At 36.1% G+C, this 25544-nt stretch carries 23 protein-coding genes; 12 read left to right on the forward strand and 11 right to left on the reverse strand.

Translation table 11 applies throughout. The features are described from left to right. Nucleotides 1–10: 10 nt before the first annotated feature. The 5 genes from SHYC_RS00805 (at nt 11) to SHYC_RS00825 (ending at nt 5009) form a co-directional block, all read left to right on the forward strand. Nucleotides 11–952 carry an osmoprotectant ABC transporter substrate-binding protein gene (locus SHYC_RS00805; RefSeq protein WP_039643635.1) on the forward strand — a complete coding sequence of 314 codons (942 nt, stop codon included), beginning with the start codon at nt 11–13 and terminating at the stop codon, nt 950–952. Then, complete coding sequence (locus SHYC_RS00810) at nt 952–1629, forward strand: ABC transporter permease (protein ID WP_039643636.1); 678 nt, start codon at nt 952–954, stop codon at nt 1627–1629. Before SHYC_RS00805 ends, SHYC_RS00810 begins: the two co-directional genes overlap by 1 nt. A 15-nt stretch (nt 1630–1644) precedes the next feature. Then, a complete protein-coding gene (locus SHYC_RS00815) occupies nt 1645–2412 on the forward strand; it encodes an alpha/beta hydrolase (RefSeq protein WP_039643639.1) in 768 nt (255 codons plus the stop codon). A gap of 144 nt (nt 2413–2556) precedes the next feature. Next, entirely contained in the window at nt 2557–3666 is a 1110-nt protein-coding gene (locus SHYC_RS00820) for an NAD(P)/FAD-dependent oxidoreductase (protein ID WP_039643641.1), read from the forward strand. Further along, nucleotides 3660–5009, forward strand: coding sequence for a nucleoside recognition domain-containing protein (locus SHYC_RS00825; RefSeq protein ID WP_039643642.1), 1350 nt, complete (start codon nt 3660–3662; stop codon nt 5007–5009). Before SHYC_RS00820 ends, SHYC_RS00825 begins: the two co-directional genes overlap by 7 nt. Before the next feature lie 347 nt (nt 5010–5356). On the opposite strand, the gene SHYC_RS00830 is transcribed toward SHYC_RS00825, so the two are convergent. From SHYC_RS00830 to SHYC_RS00870, 10 genes are all read right to left on the reverse strand, one after another. Further along, entirely contained in the window at nt 5357–6052 is a 696-nt protein-coding gene (locus SHYC_RS00830) for a Crp/Fnr family transcriptional regulator (RefSeq protein ID WP_052257766.1), read from the reverse strand. Between the two features lie 19 nt (nt 6053–6071). Then, nucleotides 6072–7013 (reverse strand): carbamate kinase, encoded by a 942-nt coding sequence (gene arcC, locus SHYC_RS00835; RefSeq protein ID WP_039643644.1) that lies wholly within the window; start codon nt 7011–7013, stop codon nt 6072–6074. A 16-nt stretch (nt 7014–7029) separates the two neighbouring features. Next, entirely contained in the window at nt 7030–8385 is a 1356-nt protein-coding gene (arcD, locus tag SHYC_RS00840) for an arginine-ornithine antiporter (RefSeq protein WP_231912811.1), read from the reverse strand. 151 nt (nt 8386–8536) lie between these two features. Continuing rightward, nucleotides 8537–9544 carry an ornithine carbamoyltransferase gene (gene argF / locus SHYC_RS00845; RefSeq protein ID WP_039643648.1) on the reverse strand — a complete coding sequence of 336 codons (1008 nt, stop codon included), beginning with the start codon at nt 9542–9544 and terminating at the stop codon, nt 8537–8539. 23 nt (nt 9545–9567) lie between these two features. Then, nucleotides 9568–10800: an arginine deiminase gene (gene arcA / locus SHYC_RS00850; RefSeq protein WP_039643650.1), complete on the reverse strand. Its 1233-nt coding sequence runs from the start codon at nt 10798–10800 to the stop codon at nt 9568–9570. A gap of 242 nt (nt 10801–11042) precedes the next feature. After that, nucleotides 11043–11501 (reverse strand): arginine repressor, encoded by a 459-nt coding sequence (locus tag SHYC_RS00855; RefSeq protein WP_039643652.1) that lies wholly within the window; start codon nt 11499–11501, stop codon nt 11043–11045. Nucleotides 11502–12028: 527 nt separating this feature from the next. Then, nucleotides 12029–12139, reverse strand: a complete 111-nt coding sequence (locus SHYC_RS11970; RefSeq protein ID WP_081858189.1) for an SE2200 family small protein — start codon at nt 12137–12139, stop codon at nt 12029–12031. Nucleotides 12140–12156: 17 nt separating this feature from the next. Beyond that, nucleotides 12157–13650 carry an L-lactate dehydrogenase (quinone) gene (gene lqo / locus SHYC_RS00860; RefSeq protein WP_039643654.1) on the reverse strand — a complete coding sequence of 498 codons (1494 nt, stop codon included), beginning with the start codon at nt 13648–13650 and terminating at the stop codon, nt 12157–12159. A gap of 170 nt (nt 13651–13820) precedes the next feature. Next, complete coding sequence (locus tag SHYC_RS00865) at nt 13821–14321, reverse strand: isoprenylcysteine carboxyl methyltransferase family protein (RefSeq protein WP_039643656.1); 501 nt, start codon at nt 14319–14321, stop codon at nt 13821–13823. Between the two features lie 290 nt (nt 14322–14611). After that, a complete protein-coding gene (locus tag SHYC_RS00870; RefSeq protein ID WP_039643658.1) occupies nt 14612–15991 on the reverse strand; it encodes an amino acid permease in 1380 nt (459 codons plus the stop codon). A gap of 1648 nt (nt 15992–17639) precedes the next feature. Here SHYC_RS00870 and SHYC_RS00875 point away from each other — a divergent pair. The 3 genes from SHYC_RS00875 to SHYC_RS00885 all read left to right on the forward strand — a co-directional run bounded on the left by SHYC_RS00875 (nt 17640) and on the right by SHYC_RS00885 (nt 19799). Beyond that, complete coding sequence (locus tag SHYC_RS00875; RefSeq protein ID WP_039643660.1) at nt 17640–18452, forward strand: hypothetical protein; 813 nt, start codon at nt 17640–17642, stop codon at nt 18450–18452. A gap of 96 nt (nt 18453–18548) precedes the next feature. Beyond that, entirely contained in the window at nt 18549–19187 is a 639-nt protein-coding gene (locus SHYC_RS11790; RefSeq protein ID WP_052257767.1) for a DUF4064 domain-containing protein, read from the forward strand. 126 nt (nt 19188–19313) lie between these two features. Next, a complete protein-coding gene (locus SHYC_RS00885) occupies nt 19314–19799 on the forward strand; it encodes a sensor histidine kinase (protein ID WP_052257768.1) in 486 nt (161 codons plus the stop codon). A gap of 586 nt (nt 19800–20385) precedes the next feature. On the opposite strand, the gene SHYC_RS00890 is transcribed toward SHYC_RS00885, so the two are convergent. Then, entirely contained in the window at nt 20386–20823 is a 438-nt protein-coding gene (locus tag SHYC_RS00890; protein ID WP_231912790.1) for a VOC family protein, read from the reverse strand. A gap of 130 nt (nt 20824–20953) precedes the next feature. Between SHYC_RS00890 and SHYC_RS00895 the strand changes: the two genes are divergently transcribed. The 4 genes from SHYC_RS00895 to SHYC_RS00910 all read left to right on the forward strand — a co-directional run bounded on the left by SHYC_RS00895 (nt 20954) and on the right by SHYC_RS00910 (nt 25342). Beyond that, nucleotides 20954–21619, forward strand: a complete 666-nt coding sequence (locus SHYC_RS00895; RefSeq protein WP_039643662.1) for a response regulator transcription factor — start codon at nt 20954–20956, stop codon at nt 21617–21619. Nucleotides 21620–21627: 8 nt separating this feature from the next. Next, entirely contained in the window at nt 21628–22539 is a 912-nt protein-coding gene (locus SHYC_RS00900; RefSeq protein WP_039643664.1) for a sensor histidine kinase, read from the forward strand. A 90-nt stretch (nt 22540–22629) separates the two neighbouring features. Further along, a complete protein-coding gene (locus tag SHYC_RS00905; protein WP_039643665.1) occupies nt 22630–23379 on the forward strand; it encodes an ABC transporter ATP-binding protein in 750 nt (249 codons plus the stop codon). Nucleotide 23380: 1 nt separating this feature from the next. Continuing rightward, nucleotides 23381–25342 carry an ABC transporter permease gene (locus SHYC_RS00910; protein ID WP_039643667.1) on the forward strand — a complete coding sequence of 654 codons (1962 nt, stop codon included), beginning with the start codon at nt 23381–23383 and terminating at the stop codon, nt 25340–25342. Nucleotides 25343–25544: the final 202 nt, after the last annotated feature.

Genomic DNA, 25544 nt, shown 5'->3' on the forward strand with positions numbered 1-25544 from the left:
AGGGGATATGATGACACGTTATCAAAAATATTTAGCAGTTGTTGTGCTGTGTCTCATGGTGTTATCTGGATGCAGTTTGCCAGGCTTGAAAAATGCATCGGCACCGGATGAAGTTCAAATCACAGCACTATCAACGTCAGAATCTCAAATCATGTCGCATATGGTGCGATTATTAATTGAACATGATACAAAAGGTAAAATTAAGCCGACAATTATTAATAACTTGGGCTCAAGTACGATTCAACATAATGCCATCGTGAATGGTCAAGCAAACATGTCGGGCACACGTTATACCGGTACTGATTTAACAGGGACACTTCAAATGAAGCCAATTATTGATTCAAAAAAAGCAATGGCCGCGACGCAAAAAGGTTTTAAAGACAAATACCATCAAACATTTTTTAATTCTTATGGCTTCGATAATACATTTGCGCTTATGGTGACACAAGAAACCGCAAAAAAATATCATTTAGAAACAGTGTCGGATCTTGAAAAACATGCGAAAGATTTAAGACTTGGCATGGATACGACGTGGCAAAACCGCGAAGTAGATGGTTATCCAGCATTTCAACGGAAATATGGGTTTAAATTTGGAGATAGTCGCCCAATGCAGATTGGACTCGTTTATGATGCACTTCAAAATGGCAGTTTAGATGTGGCGGTAGGGTATTCTACAGATGGCCGTATTGCGGCATATCATTTAAAGGTATTAAAAGATGATAAACACTTTTTCCCGCCTTATGACGCAAGTCCTTTAGCATCAGATGAATTATTGAAAAAGCGTCCAGAGCTTAAAGGGATTATTAAAAAATTAGAAGGTAAAATTTCTACAAAAGACATGCAACATTTAAATTATCAAGCAGATGGACAAGGTCAAGAGCCTGCCATTGTTGCACAAAAATTTTTAGAAAAACATCATTACTTTGATGATGACAAAGGAGGCCAAAAATAATGAATGGTCATCTTTTACAACAACTTTGGTCGTATTATCAAACGAACTTTGGCTATTTATGGGAACTTTTTATGAATCATCTTTTAATGTCGATTTATGGAGTGTTATTTGCAGCACTTGTAGGTATCCCATTAGGTATCATCATCGCGCGCTATGGGAAATTATCGACTGCGGTAATTACACTCGCGAATGTGATTCAAACGGTTCCTGTCATTGCGATGCTAGCAATCTTAATGTTAGGCATTGGATTAGGGATGAATACCGTGATTTTTGCCGTCTTTTTATATGCACTATTACCGATAATTAAAAATACGTATACAGGAATACAAGGTGTTGACGCTAACATAAAAGATGCAGGTAAAGGCATGGGGATGACACGCAATCAAGTGCTTCGCATGATAGAGTTACCTCTTTCGTTATCCGTTATTATAGGGGGATTACGTATTGCGCTCGTAGTGGCTATCGGTGTCGTTGCAGTAGGGTCTTTTATCGGTGCACCTACACTAGGCGATTTAATTATACGAGGTACGAATGCGACCGATGGCACGCTCTTTATTTTAGCCGGTGCATTACCCATTGTACTTATAGTGTTGATAGTCGATATACTTTTGCGTATGCTAGAGAAGAAGTTAGATCCTCTGAATCGTCGAACGAAAAATACAATGACATCAAGTTAAAAGGAGTGACGTTTCGTGGCGTTAATCGAAATGAATTATAAATCTAAAACGCTCGGTATGCATCAATCATTTACGGTGATTTTGCCAGAAGACGACAGTTATTTTAATCTGAGTTGTAAGCCTAAATTATTAAAATCGCTGTTATTGTTACACGGCATATCAAGTGATCACGCGTCTTATGTGCGTTATACAAGTATTGAACGTTATGCGAATAAACATCAATTAGCGATTATTATGCCGAGTGCAGATCATAGTTTTTATACGAACATGAAGTATGGTCATAGCTATTATGACTATGTGCTAGAGGTGTGGGATTATGTGCATCAAGTATTACCATTATCACAAGAAAGAAAGGATCATTTTATTGCAGGTCATTCAATGGGGGGTTATGGCGCACTCCGTTATGCATTCACTGCAGGAGAACGTTTCGCCAAGGCAGCGCCTCTATCTTCGGCGATAGATGTTTCACAAGTATACGAGTTTGTGTACCCTGATTTTAAACCTGCAGCGATTGCCGGTGATGATTACCATCCTATTGGTACAGAATATGACCCATATCATCTAGTAGAAGAAGCGATTGCAAATGACAAAGTGGTTCCGGAAATTGTCATGATGTGTGGCACTGAAGACCCACTATATGAAAGTAATGCTCAATTTTATGACTATATTTCTAAACGCCACATCCCGAGCCGATTTATTGCAAATGCGGGTGAGCATGATTATGCCTATTGGGATAAAGCAATTAAAACAATTATTGAAATGTTTATGACAGAAACGGAATAATAGGAACGCGTTCACTATGGTTAGCCATAAATGGACGCGTTTTTAATTTTATTTGTCATACATTGATAAACATTGCAAATCGAATGATGAAGGTCTATAATATTAAATCGTAATTATTACGATTTATAAAGTGAGGTTTTATATATGACCCAACATCACCGAGTTGTGATTATTGGCGCGGGTGCAGCGGGAATTGGGATGGCAGTCACTTTCAAAACGTTAAATATGGAAGAAGTTTGTATTATTGAGAAAAATACAATTGGTCATTCTTTTAAACAATGGCCAAAATCGACACGTACGATTACACCATCATTTACGTCAAACGGTTTTGGCATGCCAGATATGAATGCAATTTCATTAGACACGTCACCGGCATTTACTTTTAATGAAGAACATGTGTCAGGTGAGACATATGCAGAATATCTTAATATTGTGGCCGACCATTATGGCGTACACGTTGAAACAGAGACAACGGTAACAGGTGTACAATTGGTAGACGGTATTTATGAAATTGAGACGTCTAGAGGTAAGTTTACTTCGGATTATATATTTGTGGCAACTGGTGATTATGCGTTTCCAAACCAGCCTTTCACTGTAGGCTGCCATTATAGCGAAATTGATGATTTTACGTCATTTTCAGGAGATCATTATGTCGTGATTGGAGGCAATGAGAGTGGTTTCGATGCGGCAATCCAACTTGCCAAAAATGGTGCCAGTGTTGAAATGTATACCACTTCAACGGGATTTGGTGAAGAAGACGCGGATCCTAGTGTACGTTTATCACCTTATACACATCAAAGGTTAAAAGATGTAGTGGAAGCGGGGCATGACATCGAAATGCATGTCGGTCATGAAGTGATTGATACAAGAGAAGATGACGATGGGTATCACATTTTACTGGCCAACGGTGACACAGTTGTTACACCGAATATTCCAATTTTGGCAACGGGTTTTGATGTCACACAAAATCCATTGGTGCAACAATTGTTTACGCTTCAAGATGGTGAAGTGAAATTGTCTCAATTAGACGAATCCACACGTTATCCTAATGTATTTTTAATAGGGGCGACTGTGCGTCATGAAGAAGCGATATTGTGTTATATTTATAAGTTTCGCGCACGCTTTGCTGTCCTAGCTGAAATTGTGATGAAGCGAGAAGCGTTGCCAGTGGATGATGCGACGATTGAATCCTTTAAAGCTAACAATATGTATTTAGATGATTACGCATGTTGTGAAGTGGATTGCACATGTTAGAAGTGACGTTTAACATTGTTACAGGTGAGGTAACGCCGATTCCTGATGGTCCTCATCAGTTGAGATTAAGTCAGACACATCGGCTTACAAGTGATGAACTGGCAACATTACGACGGTTAATCATCTCAGAACGCCTTGAAATTGGCATAAAAACACCAGCGCTATCTACACCAGAAGAGACCCGTTATGTTGTCGACAAACTCCAACACTATGTAAAGGAAAAGCAAAAACACGCACCGAAATGGCAACACATCTGTTATGGATGGGGTGTGATAGTGCTTATGTTTGCGATCCCAATCTTTCTTGCATATCACTTATCAGGGTGGTTGGAAAACACGGTCTTTTCGCCACTTATTGATATGTTAAGTGGGGCGCATTGGCTTCAAATACCATGGATACAACATATTTTATTTGGTGATTACGGTATTTTATCCCTCGGAACTTATTCTTTTGTATGGGCATTGCCTGTGGTGGTTTTTATTAGTATTTCTACCGCACTTTTAGACCATTCAGGTTTAAAACAGTTTGTCATATGGTCAATAGAGCCGTCAATGCGACGAATTGGATTGAATGGCACGGATATCGTGCCTGTATTAGAAGGTTTTGGATGTAACGCTGCGGCGGTGGCTGAAGCAGGTCATCAGTGCAGTCAATGTACTCAGGCACGATGTATAAGTTTAATTGGCTTCGGAACATCTTGTAGTTATCAAATTGGCGCAACATTGTCCATTTTTAATACGGCGCATGTAAGCTGGCTATTTGTACCTTATTTATTGCTCGTATTTATAGGAGGCGTCATCCATAACCGTTTATGGTATCGTGCCCAACCAACGTTTAACATTGCACCAACATATCGTCAGGCGTCATTGCGATCGCCACTCACGTATGCATTTATGAAACAAGTCATCGTAAGTATTCGCATGTTTTTGACACAAGCGTTGCCGATTTTTCTAGGTATATGTTTTGCAGTGAGTTTATTATCATTGACGACAATTTTAGATTGGCTCGCAAAAGTCTTCGCCCCGATATTACAACTTTTACAATTGCCAACAGAATTTGCGACGGGCATCTTTTTCTCTATCATACGTAAAGATGGTATGTTGTTGTTTAATACAGGTCATGGTACATTAATTCAAAGTTTATCGCCGTTACAATTATTAATGGTGGTATTTCTAGCGTCAACTATGACATCATGTTCTGTGACAATGACAATGATAGCGCGTCAACTTGGTGGAAAGTTAGCGGGGAAATTGATACTCAAACAAATGGCCACATCATTAGGTATCGTATGTGCATTGTTTGGATTATTAAAATTGTGGGATGTCCTGATAACACTATCGTAAAAGTAGCGCATTAATAGCCACATGTATTTGGCGAAGGCACAATAACTCACTTAGACGAAACCGAAAATCTATTTTGAGAGCAAGATAACTAGAAATTTTTGAGCGTATTTAAAAATAAAAAGCAGAGCTGACTAAACGCACGCGCTTAGTCAGCTTTCTGCCATTTAAACTATGAATTACGCATTCATTGCTACAGCATTACATGAAATCAAAAAGGTTTCTGTAACGCTCTAGATTTAAAGGTAACGCGCCTATAAAAGCGAGGCTAGGGTACCCATCAGAGTTTGAATGTTTAATATAATGTCTTCTTGTTTTATAAGTGTCAAAATGTAATGGAGGATGATGATTTATGTTTGAAATAGCTTTTTACAAATCATCCAAGTATGTTTATCTTTAAAAATGTAGTTCTCTATCATTAAGGAATGTACAATATGACTTACGCGTTCGCGTGACATACCAATTAAATCGGCAAGCAATTGTATCGTAATGGCGTGGGTTAATTCATAATAGGATTCATGATTTGATCCTACATTTTCGCATAGCAAACGGATTAAATGAATGACTTTTTCACGCGCATTTTTACAATTTAAAATCATATTATGCTGAACGTGTTGATCTTTACTTAAAATGATTAACTCGTAAAATCGAGACAGTACTTCTGTATCGTGTTTTGATAACTTTTCGATTAAAAATAGTGGCACACTCAATATGTCGCAATCTGTTAATGCGATGCATGATTCATCGACTGAGGGTGTACGAAATAGTTTGTTGAGTGGAAAGCAATGATACGCGCGATTCAGCCATTTGTAATGCGCACCATTATCGGCAAATGCTTCTCTCAATACGATGCCATGCATGATAAATTTGAGGTGCGTCATTTCAGTGGTGTCATAATAGATTACTTGGTTTTTATCGTAATGACGCAGAATAAAGTCTTCTGCGAAAATTTGTAATTGTGTGGGTGACACATGAATATAATGCGCAAATGTTTGGATCGCAACTTTTAAGTCTTTTGTATCTAACGTTTTATAATGCGTATTCATTTGAAATAACGTCCTTTATTTATAAATGGATATGCGTGCCTGTTCCCCTCTCAATTGCCGCGTAGGCGTTGTCTAAATCTGTTATAATAACTTCTCTATTTGGATGATTTCCAATAAATTTAATCGCAGCTTCAATTTTAGGTAACATGGAACCTTCTGCGAATTGTCCATCTTCAATATATGTTTTTAATGTTGCGACGTCAACGGATGTGAGCATCGTTTCGGTTGGCGTTTGATAGTTCACATATACATTTGGAACGGCCGTTAAAATCATGAGTGTGTCCGCTTCTATCAATTCTGCTAAGGTTTCACTTGCGAAGTCTTTGTCAATAACTGCTTCAATACCTTCATAACTGTCCTCTTTTTTAACGACTGGAATACCACCTCCGCCACACGCAATGACGATATTATCGTTGTCGAGTAATGTTTTAATCATCTCATGTTCTAAAATAGATACAGGAAGCGGGGACGGCACGACTTTTCGAAACCCTCGGCCAGCATCTTCTTTATAGACACTCTTTGAATCAATCCGTTGTAATTTTTCTGCTTCTTCTTTCGTGTAAAACGGTCCTATCGGTTTTGTCGGATGAAGTAGATGGGGGTCATGTGCATCGACTTCAACACGTGTTACGACCGTAGCGACTTGTTTTTTACTTTCAACTTTTCGAAGCACACGCGTCGTTTCAGTTTCTAGCCAGTATCCAATCATACCTTGCGTCATTGCGCCACATACATCTAGTGGCATGGCTGGTGTTTCAGAACTATTAGATTTTGCTTGTTGAATCAACAAATTGCCAATTTGAGGTCCATTGCCATGTGAAAACACAATAGAGGCATCCGATTGGAATAAGGGTTCAAGTTTTTCAAGCGTTTCACGAATTGCAGCTTGTTGACTTGATGCGGTTGCTTCTTTATTTTGAATCGCGTTACCTCCTAATGCGATAACGATTGTTTTAGGCATAAATATCTCTCCTGACTTATATCACGGTAATGGAGTGGGTCATCAGTTTGACAATACCAATAAGTGCGAAGACTAAAATAAAACCAATGACAATCCATTCGATAGCTTTCGGTTTTTTATTAAGATTGTGTTGTACTTTAATAAATACGATGACGCCTGGAATATACAAAATCATAGTGAGTAATAAATATTCCAAGCCTGCCGCATAGATTAACCAAAGTGCATAGATTGATGCGATACAGCCAATCGTCCATTTCGTCACTGAAGTGCTTTGTTGTAAATAGTTATACTTTACAAGGTAAAATGCGCTAAACATATAAGGGATTAAAATCGCACTTGATGCGAGTGAAAACGCAAATTGATATGCACTTTCCGTAAATAACATACTGATTAAGAAAAGTTGGACTAAAATATTCGTAATTAATAATGAATTGATTGGTGCACCGTTACGATTTTCTTTCGCAAACCATTTCGGGAAAAGGTTGTTTTTCGCAACGACATACGGCAATTCTCCTGCAAGTAAAGTCCAACCAAGCCACGCACCGAGCACGGAGATGATGAGTCCGATGTTGACAAATACGGCACCCCAAGGGCCTACAATGTGTGCTAACACGTGTGACATTGAAGGATTACCTAATTCTGAGATATGATTTTGTTGAATGACACCTTGTGCGAGTACCGTCATTAAAAAGTAAATGATAAGCACGGAAGTGAGTCCAATAACCGTGGCTGTACCCACATCTTTTTTACGTTTTGCACGGCTAGAAAATACAACTGCACCTTCAATACCTGTAAATATCCACACAGTTACGAGCATAATACTTTTTACTTGCAACAAAATAGAGGACCATTCTATGTGGTTGGATGATGTCCCGCTAAACCCTGCCATGAATGTATCAAAGTTAAATACAACCATCATACAGACGATGACAAGAAAAATAGGGATTAATTTAGCGACTGTAACGATACTATTAATAAATGCGGCGGTTTCTACACCTTTTAAAATTAAGAAATGCACACCCCAAAGTAAGATTGAGGCGACGATGATACTTGGTAACGTATTACCTTTTTGGAAAATCGGGAAAAAATTTCCAACTGCAGACATGAGCAATGTAGCATAGGCAACATTACCTAAAAATGCCGCGAACCAGTATCCCCAAGCACTACAAAAGCCGATAAAGTCACCGAATCCAGCTTGTGCATAACTGTAAATGCCGCCATCTAAGTCTGGACGCGCATTTGTTAATGTTTGGAATACAAAAGCGAGTGCAATCATGCCAACAGCGGTAATACCCCAACCGATCATGAGGGCAAGGCCACCTGCCTGGCTTCCCATATCAGAGATGATATTAAACGCACCACCTCCAATCATAGAACCTATCACAAGGCCAATGAGTGAAGATTTATTTAATTTTTGTTGGTGTTCATTTTCCACGTGTTTCATCTCCTTATCATGAAAAGGGAAGGGCTAGTGCGTGATTCATACATATAAAATTGTTGTTACGTCTAGCCCATCACTTTAGTTATGCGAGTGTTGACGCCATCACAGATTTGATCGTATGCATACGGTTTTCTGCTTGGTCAAACACTTTTGATTGAGGACTTCTAAATACGTCATCAGTTACTTCCATTTCACGAATGCCGTATTTTTCTTCGATATCTTTACCATACATTGTATTTGTATCATGGAACGCCGGTAGACAGTGCAAGAAAATGGTGTCATCGCGACCTGTTTTTTGCATTAAAGACGAATTAACTTGATAATCTTTTAATAAATTGATACGTGTTTCGAATTCACTTTCTTCACCCATGGAGACCCATACGTCTGTGTAAATCACGTGCGCACCTTTAACGGCTTCTTCAATATTATCTGTAACGACAACAGAACCACCATCGATATCGCCTCGTTTTTTAGCCATGTTGACGTAAGTTTCGTTCGGGAAGAGGGCCTTTGGTGTACAAATGCGCACATTTACGCCGAGCATCGCGCCTGCAACCATCAGTGAGTGTGCCATGTTGTTACGGCCATCACCAATATAAGTAAGCGTGATACCTTCTAAATGCCCAAAATTTTCTTTAACTGTCATGTAATCTGCGAGCATTTGAGTCGGATGCCAAATGTCTGTTAAACCGTTCCATACAGGGACGCCGGAATGTTCGGCTAGTGCTTCGACCACGTCTTGAGAAAATCCTCGGAACTCAATCCCATCGAACATACGACCGAGTACTTTCGCAGTGTCTTCAACCGATTCTTTTTTACCCAGTTGAATATCATTTTTTCCTAAAAATTCCGGATGTGCGCCGAGATCAATTGATGCAACTGTGAAAGCAGCACGCGTACGTGTTGACGTTTTTTCAAAAAGTAATGCAATATTTTTACCATCTAAATAACGATGTTGGATACCATCTTGTTTGTAAGATTTTAATGTAATCGCAAAATCAATTAATGCTTCAAATTCTGCTTTCGTAAAATCGTTTTCTTTTAATAATGAACGTCCTTTTAAAGCGACTGGTTTGTGTAATTCCATCATTCTTTTTTTCCTCCTCAATGTCTTTAAATGTCTTCACGATATAAAGGTTGACTCATACAACGTGGGCCTCCACGACCGCGTACAAGTTCACCACCAGGAATTTCAATGACTTTCAAGCCTTTTTCACGTAGTAAGGTGTTAGAGACATAGTTTCTGTCATATGTCACAACAACGCCAGGACGGATACAAAGTGTATTCGACCCATCATTCCATTGTTCACGTGGACCATCGATTGTATCGCCATTACCTGTAGGAATGAATTCAATATTATCGATGTTTAACGCATCTTCTAAAGTTTGTTTTAGTTGGTTAGAATGGGTGATTTTAATGTTGTCATCACCGTTACATGGCTCAATCGTAAAGATATTCATATGACCTTCAGATTTAAGTATGGCAGCATGCATTGTAAATTTATCGTAATCAATCATCGTAAATACCGTATCTAAATGCATAAATGTACGACTTGTCGGAATTTCAATCGCAATGATTTTTTTGAACGTCGATGCAGGGTTGCTGAAAATGCTACGCGCTAAGCGTTCGATTGCTTGTGCTGATGTTCGTTCTGAAATACCAATAGCAAGTACCTCTTTAGATAAGACAAGCTCATCGCCACCTTCAATGTTGAATGGACTATCACGATCAACCCAAACAGGAATGTCACTCTCTTTAAAGTCGGGGTGATGGTTCAAGATATATTGCATGAATATTGATTCACGGCGACGTGCGCGCCAATACATGCGGTTAATTGTAACGCCATTTCCAACCGACGCTTGAGGGTCGCGTGTGAAATAAAGGTTTGGCATTGGATCAAGATAGAATGGGTATTTATCATCCATATATTCAACGAGATGTGTCGTTTTTAAATTAATTTCTTCTTTTCGAACCCCAGCCATAATTTTGTCGACTAAACTTTGATTATCGAGTTTTGAAAAGAGGGCTTTAATTTCTGCTTCATGCCCAAGAACTGTTTTACGAGATTCTGCTAAAATTTCATCGATAAATTGTGCACGAACTTGAGGTTCAGTTAAACTTTCTGCCGTCAGTTTTTCAAGGTATAGCACTTCTACACCTTCATTTCGTAAAACTTCTGCAAAATAATCATGTTCACGTTGTGCGACTTTTAAATAAGGAATGTCATCAAAAAGCAAGCCATCTAAATAATCTGGAACGAGATTTTCAAGTTCTTTACCAGGGCGTTTAAGTAAAACGGTTTTTAAACGACCAATTTCACTGTTCACTTTAATCGTACGTTTCATGTCGATTTTCCTCCTTTATGTGGTGATGTCTTCACTATAAAGGTTTGAAAACGTTAACATCGTGATTTATTTCACAAATATAAAGAGGAATATTTCTTGTTTTAAAGATAGGTCTATGCACAAAAATTTATTTTTTTACATGTCATACGTGTTTTATTGCGGTACGAATTGGATAATGAATGAATATTTGTGTATACATCAAGTGTCAATTTGTCGTTGATACATTCTAATGCATAAACATGCTAAAGTTGATGCGCAGGGAAGAGCGTCGTTACGACGCAACGTGCAACCTCTGTCGAACGGGTCATAATCATTGTTGTATCATTCCCACTAACCGTGCCGATAATGTCAGGTAGGTTTAATGCATCAATATAAAAATTTATCGTTTGACCAAATCCTGGAGAGGATTGAATTAAAATACAATGGTTTATGACAGTAATACGTTGGATGTCATCAGTGTATAGCTTTTTTAGCATTTCCAGATATTTTGGTTTATCATTGGAGATCAATTGATAGCGTGATCGATGATGTTGGGAAGGGACTTTATGTATATTTAACTGTAAAAAATCATTTGCAATGGTCGTTAGGCTAAAATGAATGCCAAATCGAGCTTCTATAATATCGATCACATCTTGCTTTGATGTAATACAGTTATGTTGAACAATGATCTCGATAAATTTTTGTCTTTCTTCGCGTTTCATTTTTAGCACCTCCTAAATTAGTCCGCTGACCGCTTTATACATCAACTATCCAATAAATATTATTAACAAGTTCTTCAAATTAAAGCAAAAATAATAGTATTCATTTTTAGTGTAAAAATGTCAAAAATCTATGTTAAAGGCGTTATAATTAAGGATTTTTACGAAGTTGTGACAAAAGAAAGTGACGTTATAATTCGAGAATAAAGGTCGTAAACATATCATCGTTTACGTTATGTGAAAGGGGGTCTATATGCTATTTTGCAAACGCTATGGACACGATAGCTCAGCGTAGCTCGGGCAAGGTTTACCAAATGCACAAATTACAATGATTTCAAAGAGAGTTATGACTAGAAGGTGTTCACAATATTGGGAGATGGTGTATATGAAAACACCTCATGACATAAGGATGCGTCACCATTTCGGTTACTTTGACATATGTGGAAAGTTAGAGCAACTAAAGCTTAAAAACATATTATATATAGAAAAAACACGTATCATCACAATTGATGATACGTGCTTTTTGGGCTTTAGTATTCGATATTTGGTGCTTTGTTAACGTGTTGTTGATAACGTTTTAAAGCAGCAAATGCGCCGCCAAGGACGCCAACTACGACTGTTAATGTAACGAGTGCTTTCATGCCGCAACGACTCCTTTTTATTCGTAATAGTTTAATTCAAGATCTTTAGATGTTTGTTTACGTGTTTTACGCATTAACGCCTCGTCTTCAATTAATGATTTACCATATGATGGAATCATTTTTTGAATTTTTGGCGTCCATTCAGAAGTTAATTCTGGGAAGTTCTTTTCAAGTACTTCTAATGCAACAGATACAGAAGTAGACGCTCCTGGTGATTCACCTAATAATGCGATAACTGTATGGTCTTGTGAGTTAACCACTTCAGTACCGAATTGGATGAAACCTTTACCGTATTCTTCAGTATCTTTAATAACTTGAACACGTTTACCAGCAGTGTATAATTCCCAATCTTCATCACGTGCTTCTGGGTAGAATGTACGTAAATGGTTCATACAACCTTCTTTTGTCATTAAAATTTGGTCGAATGAGTACTTGATTAAAGGTAAGTTTTTCGCTGCTGATGCAAGTAAAGTCATGATGTTGTATGGCTTAACTGAACGGAATAAGTCTAAGTTAGAACCATTTTTCAAGAATTTAGGACCTACACTTGCGAATGGACCGAATAATAATGTTTTCTCACCATTAATATAACGTGTGTCTAAGTGAGGTACTGTCATTGGTGGTGTACCAGGTGGCTCTTTACCATATACTTTAACACCGTGTTCTTCAACAACTTCTGGGTTTGTACATGTTAAGAATTGACCTGTAATCGGGAATCCACCTAAGTTTTTACTTTCAGGAATACCAGTTTTTTGAAGTAATGGAATTGCGCCACCGCCAGCGCCAATAAAGACGTGGTGTGCAATTTCAGTGAAGACTTTGCCGCTATTACGGTTACGGATTTTAACTTCCCATTTTTTATCTTCACGTTGCATAAAGTCGATTACTTCGTGGTTGTATTTCACTTCAGCATTGTCATGAGCTTCAATATTAGAAGTCATTTTGCGTGTTAATTCACCGAAGTTAACATCTGTACCTTCATCGATTTTACTTGCAGCCATAATGTCGCTCGCATCGCGGCCTTTCATCATTAATGGCATCCATTTACGCATTACTTCGATATCTTCTGTATATTCGATGTTGTCGAACATCGGTGATTGTTTCATTGCTTCGTAACGATCTTTCAAGAACTTACGATTATTTACACCACGTACGAAACTAATATGAGGTAATGGATTGATAAATTCACGTGGGTTTGAAATGTTTTTATTTTTTACTAGGAAGCCCCAGAATTGTTTTGAAATTTCAAACTCCTCGTTAATGTGTTTCGCTTTCTCGATGTCGATTGAACCATCTGGTTGTAATACCGTATAGTTCAACTCACATAGTGCAGCATGACCTGTACCAGCGTTGTGACGTTCATTAGAACTTTCAAGGCCTGGACGATCTAAGCGTTCATATAACTTGATGTTCCAGTTTGGTTCAAGTTCTTTAATCATTGAACTAAACGTAGTACTCAGTACACCAGCACCAACAACAATGATGTTTCTAGGTTCTGACTGATTAGACATATTTATCACCTTTCAAATTTAGTTATAACCATTAGCATAAGCTTATATTTAAACGATATGCTCTAATTATATTACATTTACTTTTATTATGGAATTGCACAGATAAAGAAATTTTAAATTGTATGGCATAACCTTAGAAAAGTTAGGGATAAATACGGTATTATACGCTATTAATTGAAGGATTCCATTAATTTTTCTTCTTGTTTGATACGCTTTATTAAAAAGTATGCGTAAGGTAAAAGTAAAAACCATGTATATGTTGCACTTGTGAGTAATAATACACCGATTAATTCGGGAATAATATTTAAGAAATAGTTCGGATGCTTAGTTATTTTATAAAGTCCTGATTTCACGATAGGGTGGTGTGGTAAGATAAATATTTTTAATGTCCAAATGCGTCCTAATGTACGAATGACATGAAATAACACGAAGTAACTCAACACAAGTAAGATGAGTCCAAACACGTTGATTGTACCTATAGTTGTGTGTTGTATCCATGCCTCTAAAGCGGCTCCAACATAAATAAGAATATGTGTCGCAGCTAAACCTTTTGAGTTTGCTTGACCATATTCTTTTGCACCTTCAGCAATGAGTGCTTTAGCGTTGTTAATAGATATGTATAAACTGTACAAACGAATAACGAAAAAAGCGGCTAACAATGTTAAAACCATAATGCGTCATCTCTTTCTTTTATAGAATAAAAAAATGCAATCCAACGTGATAATGGTGAGAGATCTTGGTTGCCATCTACGGGTATCACGTCGGTATCGCATTGTAGTTATATTGTATGGTGAGGCGGGGGATAAAACCATTAAATCAAACTTAAATCTAGCTTTAATTTGAGTTAAACCATAGGAATATAAAGGATGATTTAAAAATTGTGACGCCTCATTAAATCAAAAGCCTTCCAAATCTGTGACGATTTCGAAGGCTTTTATTTATAAAACACTTACGTTAAATCTTATGCATGTTTCGCAATATCGGCATGTTTTTTTATGGTTGTGCGGTGACGCCAATAAATAAATGTGAGGGCACCGTACCAAATTGGAGATAAAATAAAGCCAACGCGTGTATCAGGTTCTATCAATAATAGCACCAAAATAAAGGCGAAAAATGCGAGTACGGCATAAGCGGTAAAGACCCCGCCTGGTAATTTGAAGGTACTTGCTTTATGCAATGCATGATCCTTACGGTAATAACTAATATATGCAACGACAATCAAAGCCCAAACGACAACGGTGATGGAAGTCGCTACGGAAGTAATATATACAAATACAGTCTCCGCATTTGGAATGATTAAGTTGAGAATGACTGTGATTGAAATTAAGCCACATGTTACCAGTAAAGCATTACGGGGAACACCACGACTTGAAAGACGGTGCATTGCTTCAGGTGCTTGTTTTTTATCACCAAGTGAAAACAATACACGACTATTTGCAAAGATTCCACTATTTGCCGATGATGCTGCAGCTGTTAATACAACAAAGTTGATAAATCCGGCTGCAAAAGGGATACCTGCTAATGCGAATAAACCGACAAATGGGCTGTTCGCTGGATTAATGTGATTCCAAGGTACAATCATCATTATTACTGCAAGTGCTCCGACGTAAAAAATAATTATACGTAACGGTACACTATTAATGGCACGCGGTAACGTTTTTTCGGGATTTTTAGTTTCTCCAGCAGTAATCCCTATAAATTCGATGCCCGTAAACGCAAATACGGCCATTTGGAACGATGTTAAAAAGCCGGCTAAACCGAACGGAAACATGCCTTCATGACTCCATAAGTTCGATACGCTTGCGGTACCAGATGGTGATTTAAACGCTAAAAATACCATTACAGCTCCGACAACGATTAAAGCAATAATCGTCACCACTTTAATAATTGCAAACCAAAACTCTAATTCCCCAAATAATTTTGTACTTGTTAAATTCAAAGTAAGTAACAATAGAATAATCGCAAAACAAGTTAACCACGTTGGAATATTCTCATTAAAGTATTTAATGTACTGTGAGATGGCTGTAACGTCTGCCATGACAGTAATAACCCAAGACATCCAATAAGACCAACCGACGATAAATCCTGCAAATGGTCCTAAATATTCATGGGCAATTTCTGGAAACGATTTGAACTTTGTTTTTGCTAACAAAATCTCTCCCATTGCACGCATAAACATAAATAGAAAAAAGCCTACAATGATATAGGTAAATAATATCGAAGGACCAGCTTTGGAAATGGTATTACCAGAACCAAAAAATAGCCCTGTCCCGATGGCACCACCAATGGCAATTAATTGAATGTGACGATTGCTCAATTCTCTTTTTAATTCATTTGTCATATTGTTCTCTCCCATCACTTTAAAGTGAAGTATTTCCCCTTTGTGTACGATTGCGCCCCTTTGTATTGCTAAAGTAAAAAAGAAGTCAAAGTATGCGTCACTTTGAGGTATGTGAGTATTTTATAACCATTTTCTGAAAATAACAACAATTCGCAAAAATATTTTTGGATGTAATGGTGAAATCACTTGAGACAATATATAAATATAATGTATTTAATGATGGGCGATTTTTGTTTTTAACATAATAAATCGAAATATCCTTCTACTCACAGGTGTGTAAACGCTTACAAATTAACGGAATTCATATCGTTCACAATGTGATTGTTTTTGTGCAAAAATGACGAATGCGTACGTTTAAAATGAAATGTATACAGTGTTTTGCTTTTTTATAAAAGTTTTCAAGATATAAAATTATACAATGTATTGCGATTTATTATGAATGGCGTTTGCATGATGAAAACGCTAATAAAAATATTTAATATTAAATCAAAAAATCATATTGTGTCTTCTTATAGAAATGTTATTCTTGTATTAAATGACCATTAAGGTGACGATGTGATAAAGTTTCCCATCTATATTTACTAAGAGCATTACTTTTTTAGTGGCTTCAATATGATGTGTATAGAGAAGGATACGCGACATTACCTCATGTATGGGAGAGACTATTAGCGGATGTGTGAAGCAATACAAGAGGAAATGTTGTCCTCCTATAGTGCGATGTGTACGTTTGTATAGTGATTTAGTACAAAATGAAGTAACACGATTGTATTTTTATGCATTGTGAGTAAATTGATATTCTGCGTTGCGTCACTGTTTAAACTCGTAGCTATACGTTTTATGATGTGTGTTGTAAAGAAAATATAATGCAGAATCAATAATTCATAATGGCGATTACGAAAAAGTAATAAATTCAGAGTAAAATACATGAATTTGTCGGATATTTGACAAAATTAAGCGAGGAAAATGTATTAAAATGACTAAGGAGACGCGTGAGGATAAAGAAAAGCAAAATGAGAGTTAATTTAAAAACGCCAAAATTATAAGTGAATCGCCTCATTATTAGGATGTATATGTTCTTTAGATGAACTATCACATCACTTTTTAGTTATGTAATGATACATTTGATAAAAACATCCAACCATCATATGTCCTATTTTGGCCATACTTTACTTTGTAGGGCATGTATCATCGTATTCATACCCATTTTAAAATAAGGTATACAATATAAGGTGCAGTTGTTTATTTTACAGTAGGTGTCCCCACATCATTTATAAAGTCAATCAAAGTATTTATTTATGGGCGTTTATTAATTTTAATGGCTACATTGGGATGGAAACTTGGTGCGGTGATGAGAATATTATAAGTTGTTGGCTTTTGTCGGAAGATTATTAGGTTTTGTGATGACCATTTAAAAAATAATTTGCAAGTAGAAAAGATGTTTCCAGTCTTTAAATGAGCTATAGAATTTTAAATAAACGTGCATGATTTTGTGCTTTAGCGACGCTTTTTTGCGCATAAGCATGTTTATTGGATACATACAGTATTAGAAAGAAAGAGAAAAGCCTCATTTAGAGGTTATCAGAAAGTCGCAAGCATTATAAATAGAATTTGAATACATTGAAAATACAGATACAGAGGCGTGTTGAGATTGAAAAAGAAAGATTTAACGACAATCATGATGGGGTTGACCCTCATATTACAATTGATCATAGTACTTATTAATTTATTTAATTTGAAGCGTATTGATTATGAGATGATTTATTCTAGCGAAATGAAAGCCTTGAGTTCTTTAGATCAAGTGATGTATTTGTATGCATCAATGTCACTGTATAGCTTAGGTCTCATCATCAATAGTGTGATTTTTGCTTTCGGATGTTTTATTTATTATATTTATTTAAAAAAGGGGGCTGTTAAAGCGCACCATGTATGTGGCTTAGGATTAGTGAGTTTCATCACCAATCCTTTAGGGGGGATTTTGTGGTTTTTGATTGCTGCAAACTATCAAAATCAATTTAATGTCGCGTTATGGGGACAGCGTTTAATGATTGTTAGTGTCATATTGGTAGGAAGCGCTCCTATTTTAAGTGTGTTATCGACATATATGATTTTAATTGAACAACCGATTATTAGTGCCCATTTATCAAGTTTTGATAGTTTACTTCATGGATCAGTGTGGACAATATGGATTAAGATGGCCATCGATAGTAACTCAGAAAGCTTTATTTATATACATTATCTTCTGAGCATTTTTCAATATTTTGCTGCTTTAACACTTGGAATTGTAACGGTTTTTCAGAAAGTAGGGTCTAAAAAATGGAAGGTTTTTATTATCCTGACATTCATTGTTCAAAGCTTTATCATGAATCTTGGTGCGTTGTTAACATTAGCTGCCATTATTTTAGTGTTTGTGGCACAACGACAACAATCTAAAAAATCATATGTCTTAGATTATGATATTTAAAATAAAACCTCATATTGAGATAATATTTTCATGTTTGTATTGAACTAGGTATTAATTTCATTTAACATTATAGAAAACAACAAGGAGATAGCGATAATGATTAAACGAACAACGGAAAAACTTTTAACTTGGATTGGTGTTGGTCTTCAAGTAATTGTAGTCTTATTCTGGGCATTTCTTGCGATTATCATAGGGGCGAACAGCGGTGAAATTGAAACAGCCCTTCTTGAAGATGGCACAACTACAGTAGAGGAAGCACAATTTATCATGATGATGTATCATTTCATTGTGAATTTTGCATTAATTTTTGGCATTATTACATTGATACTTGCGATTATCGCAGGTGTAATGATGAATAAAAAAGTGAAACTTGCAGGAATTTTACTTATTATCGCAGGTGTGATAAGCATTTTTTATTCTATCTCAGGTATTCTATGGTTAGTCGCTGGTATTATGTTACTTGTTAGAAAACCAGTACCAACGAACTCACAACAGATGACGTCTTATACAACATCAAATGCGAACCACTCCGTAAATCCGGATGCATCACATCACGTTGAGAACCACAATCCTGTAAACCGTCAAGCGCAACAGCACTCACCACGTACTGAAAATGATAAAGCTGAACAAGGGTACGAGATGAATAACGCTGAATCACGTGAAGATGCACATTTTCGTTCCGATGCAGAAGCACAGCGTTCAAAAGACATTCAACAAGACCCATATAAATATTAATTGAACATAGGAAAGGAATCTCGATGAGGAGGTTCCTTTTTTATGCATATTTTTCTATAAAAGTGTGTTGGTGCGAAAGCGGCACATTTAATTCATAGTGTTAACCTTTTTCATGAGCTTACATATATGAATGCGCTTGATTATGAACTTGAATTGGAGTCATACGTGATTAATGATTTTGTCCAAGAACAATTTATGTCCTACTTCAATCAGTTTCACGAAAAAGGCATGGTTGTCACATTTCATATGCCGACTTCATACTGTGCCTTTATCCACCATGAATCAATGATTAGAGTATTAGATAATGTGATTCAAAATTCATTGCGATATGGGAATAATATCGTTAATGTAAGCATACAGGAGCTTCAAGATGATTTAATCGTATGTATTCAAAATGACACAATGTTAGACTTGAGGACAGAGCAATTAAGTCATTTGTTTGAGCGCTCGTATACACTTGATGAAAGCCGCACGCAGCAACAAACGGGTGTCGGATTGTATATTGTTAAAACTTTAATGTTGCGTCAGCAAGGAGACGCTTCGATTCAGTTTAATCAACCTATGTTTGAAATGCGATTGACACTTAAGCGTGATACGGCATGTGTCACGTGAAACATTATGTTTAATGTGGAAACGACGTGTTCATCACGATACAGGTTGCAAAGAGAGTGCTTGATTTAAATTTTATACGTTTAACGGCGAGTCGTTTATGACTGGCTGTTTTTTTTAATAAAGGAGATAAACGTACTTATATATCATCATTTAAATGTAATGAAAACACACAGTGTAATTTGAGAAGTGAAGATGGTGAAAAAAAGACCACTAAAGCGGCGATAGATGAGAAGGGCTAAGACATAAATCATTTCAGTTTTAATTGTTGCTAACGCCTTGCTTTTAGGTGACTTATCTCAAAATGGATTTTCGGTTTCGGCTTAATGCCTCAGAAGTTTCGGCTAAGAAACCAATCAAAGTGATGTTTTAAAGCATCATCCTTCCCCTATAAAGACTAAATTGATATATAAATTAAACCAACAAAGTTCATGTACGAGAACTTGATTGGTTTTTGATTAACAGGGTAGCTATGTCGTAGTCCTTTATGATTTTGAACATATGATGCGTCGTTATAATTCAAAGTTATGAAGGACATCGACTCATAATAAATAGTTTACGATAGTTATCTGTAGTTACGGGTAAAGACTTAACACGCATTAATCATCCAGGTTACACCATACGGATCCTGAAACATACCATAAAGTTTTGACCACTCTGTTGCACCTAAAGACATTACTTCGTTGCAACCAGCATCAATGGCACGTTTAAAAAATTCAGTTGCTTCGTTCAGTTCTTTTTCATTGTTTCCATCAAAAGTAAAACAGATATTTGTACCTTCATTACTTATAGGCTGTTCTCCACGTGTGGAACTCATCATAAATGTTTCCCCTAAAATTTTAAATTCAGCATTCATAACGAATCGTTTTGCGACGTCATCTGGCATTTTGTATTCACTTGGTAAATCTTTAAACATGTCATCGTCACCCATTGTTTTTGAAACAATTTCAGCGCCAAATTTTGTCTCATAAAATGTTAAAGCCTCTAGTGCATTAGCAAAATTAAAATATGAAACCGATTTAATCATATTGAATCATCCTTTTTGAGTAATGTCTTTCCACTAGTATACCCGATTAGAAAATTACTGGACAAGATGTGAAGAAATAAATTCTATATTGCAACTTATGGTACTATGATAAAAAAAGGAGAGTGGTCGTATGAAGATTATGATTGTTGAGGATGATTTTACAATTGCAGAAAGTTTAGTCAAAGAACTTCAAAAATGGAATCACGAAGCGGTAAATGTGCAAGATTATTATCATATAGCTGAAAAATTCCAAACGCTTCAACCTCACCTCGTTCTTTTAGATATCAACCTTCCACATCTTAATGGCTTTCATTGGTGTCAGGAAATACGGCAAAAATCTCAAGTACCTATTATATTTATTAGTTCGGCTTCGGATAATATGAATCAAATGATGGCCATCCAAATGGGGGCTGATGATTTTATAGAAAAGCCGTTTAATTTAAAGTTAACAATTATGAAAATTCAAGCGTTATTGAGGCGATCTTATGACTTTAAAGTGGAACAATCTCAGTTACACGTAAAAGGGTGTGCGTTAATTGTTGATAAAGCTTTATTGATATATCAAGATCAAACGCTGTCGCTAACGCTAACAGAGTTACAAATTTTACAACAATTATTTATAAATGAAGGACATTTTGTGAATCGTAATACATTAATTGAGCACTGTTGGCAATCTGAAAATTTCATTGATGACAATACGTTAGCAGTAAATATGTCTCGTATACGTAAGAAGTTAAAAGAACTAGGTTTAGTGGATTTTATACAAACGAAAAAGAATGTAGGATACAAAGTATAAAGAAGGTGATGTCTGTGCGCTTTTATAACCATATTTTAAGTGATGTTTGTATTTATGTACTCATGTTAATGTTGTTTTTATTTATATCATTAATCTATGACTTCGAAACGGAAGCCTATATTTTAACGTTATCCGTATCACTCTTTGTGTTTAGTTTGTATATCATAGTGAAGTGGACCTATTTTAAAAAACAAGAAACATTAAAACAAACTAATGAGCGTTTGGCATCTGAATTGCAACACGTAAAAATGATGCATCGTGCCTATCAACGAGATTTGGAACATTACTTTTTAACTTGGGTGCATCAAATTAAAACACCCATAACTGCATCCAAACTCTTGTTAGAGCGTAATGAAGCGGGGATGGTAAATCGCGTGCGTCAAGAAATTACAGAAATTGAGAATTATACGAATTTGGCGTTGAATTATTTAAAACTATTAAGTCATGAAACCGATATGGTTGTTCAAAAAGTCGCACTTGATGACATCGTGAAACCGCTCATTCAACGTTATGCGTTACATTTTATTGAACATCGCACACGCATTCATACTGAACATTTACATTGTACGGTCACTACAGATGCACAATGGACTAAAATTATGATTGAACAAATTTTAAACAATGCTCTGAAATATGCGAAAGGTGGAGACATCTGGATTGAGTTTGATGCACACAAACAACAACTCACCATTAAAGATAATGGTATGGGGATTAGTAAAGCAGATTTACCCAAAATATTTGAAAAAGGATATTCTGGGACGAACGGGCGCCTAAATGACAAATCTAGCGGGATAGGATTGTTTATCGTGAAAGAAATATCAGAGAAACTTCAGCATCCGATTACCGTTCAATCAGAATTAGGCGTTTTAACACAATTTACGATTCAGTTCCCTAAAACGTCTCATCTTACAATTATGTAAGGTTTACAGCAACTTTTGTAAGCAATTATAAATGTTGCTGTTTTCTTTATCATTTACACTGAATTTAAAGAAAATAAGGAGGGCAACACGATGTTACTCAATGTAAGACATCTTAAAAAAGTATATGGTAAAGGGATTAATAAAGTTACGGCATTAAATGAGATGAGCTTCAACGTTCAAGAAGGGGAATTTGTTGCAATCATGGGAGAGTCGGGTTCGGGGAAATCAACGTTACTCAATCTCATCGCGACATTTGATCGTCCTACAGAAGGAGCAATTACAATCAATCAACAAGATATAGGACAATTGAGAAATAAAGCAATTTCACGTTTTCGTCGAGATGAATTAGGATTTGTGTTTCAAGATTTCAATGTTTTAGACACAATGAGTAATAAAGATAATATTTTGATGCCTTTAGTCCTTTCAAATATTAATGTAAAAACAATGCAAAAGCGCCTGACAAAAGTGACGCAACAACTGGGCATCGAAAGGTTACTTGATAAATATCCTTACCAAGTGTCGGGAGGTCAACGTCAACGTGTAGCGATTGCACGTGCACTCATTAATGAACCGCAGTTATTGCTTGCGGATGAACCAACAGGAGCACTTGATTCTAAAACCTCTCAAGAAATTATGACAATGTTTAAAGACATAAATGAGCGGAACCAAACCATTTTAATGGTGACACATTCCATTCAGGATGCGTCTTTTGCGAATCGTATTTTATTCATTAAAGATGGCGGTTTATATCATGAGTTGTATCGTGGCGATGAATCACAACAAGCGTTTCAAAAACGTATTTCGGACAGTTTAGCATTATTAAATGGAAGAGGTGTCTAGTATGACACTTAAGCTCTTATTAAAACTTGTTAAACGAAATTTTGTTGCATTAAAATCGTTGTTTATTCCATTTATTTTGACGGCAAGTATCATGATAGGGTTAGAATATATTTTACTGTCTATTATTACTAATGATTACATTGTACGACGACATGGACTTTTACCAGGATTGTTAATGTACGTCAATGTGATTATTATGATTTTATCAGTCATTTTCATTATCTATGCAAATAGCTTTATAATGAAACGGCGTAGAAAAGAATACGCGTTACAAATGGTGTTAGGTTTAGAGAAAAAACATTTACACATTATATCATTTATAGAATTATGTATGCAGTTTATCGTCGTCAGTGTACTAAGTATTGTAGGTGGATATTTATTTGGAAATCTCCTCTTTTTATTTTTAAACAAATTAGTAAGCCAAACGCCAATATCCATTATGCATTATCCTTTTAGTGTTAAAGCGATGGTCATCACGTTAGTGATGGGCACGGTTTTATTTATTGTTTTATTTTTCATTAATATTATTCATACAAGCACGAGAAGTCCGATTAAATTAATGAATGAAAGTCACGCAGGGGAGAAAAGAACACGTAAATGGATTCTTATTCCGCTATGTATCATTGGTGCGCTCTGTTTAGGATATGGTTACTACTTGGCGCTATCCACACAAACTGTAGCAAGCTCTTTTAAAACGATCTTTGCAGCGATTTTCTTTGTGATGGTTGGCACGTATGCGTTATTTATGTCGTTGAGCTTATTATTCTTACAGGGATTACAACGCGTTCCTAAAATTTATTATCGACCTAGAAATTTCTTCTCAATATCGGGTTTATTATCACGGATGAAAGTGAATGTCGTCGGGTTAGCTAGTATCACAATGTTATGTACGTTTTTAATCGTGACGATGGGAATGACATTAACAACATATCGAGGTTTAGAAAACCAAGTTGAAAATTCAATCACAGAGGACTATAAAATTACAGTATTTGAGAATTATAACTTTTCTAAAAAGGCATCAGAGCGTGTCGAAGCGCTTAAAAAAGACATCGATCAAATTGCGACAGTGGATCGATACCGTATTTATGGGAGTGAATTTATTTCATTTCAAATCAAAAATCACGCTTTAGTACCACCTAAAAAAGGAACTGATTTGTATATGAATGACCTCTTATACGGTGTAGTTGTCACTCAGAAAGATCATAACAAAGCACGACATGCACATATCAATTTAAAAGATAATGAAGTGGTATTTGATTCTGATGCTTCGGTGTTTAAAGGGATAAAAGATGTTAAGATTGCAGGCAAATCATACAATGTTATCCAAAGTAACAATCATGAAATAGGGAATCAAATTGTAGGTGATTCTGTATATATTATTGTTAAAGACAATGACGCTTTCAAAAAGATAATAAAACAATACATGAATGAAGGCAGCCTAGGAAATACTGCCATCGATTTCAACGTTCAAAATAATAAAGAAGCATTGAATAAAGCTTTGCCTCAATTACAAAAGAAACACCAGGTTACTATAAATAGTAAAGACGAAATTAGAAAATCGTTGTATGAGTTGAATGGCGGGCTAATATTTATGGGCATTGTCGTATCCATCGTGTTACTCTCGGGCACATTTTTAATGTTATACAACAAACAAATATCTGAAGGGTATGAGGATAAACGGAATTTTGATATTATGCAAAAAGTCGGGTTAGACTATCGCTTAATCAAACAAACGATTCAACGACAAATTATGTGGGTCTTTGTATTACCTATTATGGTTGCTGTCATTCATACACTTTTTGCAGGTAAAATCATTTATAAGTTATTAGGTATTTTAGGGATTAGTGATGTCTCATTATTTTTAACGAGTTATATGAGTGTGACATTCATCGTTGTTCTAATTTATGGATTTATGTATTGGATTACGTCAACAATATATTACAAAATTGTTCAAATGAAATAAAGATTATTATTTTTCGTGGATCGTCACTTCGACGCTACAAAATCAATGTGACGACTTGATGAAGCATTTTTAATTTTAGCCAAGCCATACTATGAATGATCGTATGCTCATATGTATAAGTATTGAATAGGTCACGTTGTATACAGCTAAAATAACGATAGCCTTCAGAACTCATGACAAACTGAGTTTTGAAGGCTTTTTT

Origin of the sequence: Staphylococcus hyicus (genome assembly GCF_000816085.1) — a bacterium.
GTDB lineage: Bacteria > Bacillota > Bacilli > Staphylococcales > Staphylococcaceae > Staphylococcus > Staphylococcus hyicus.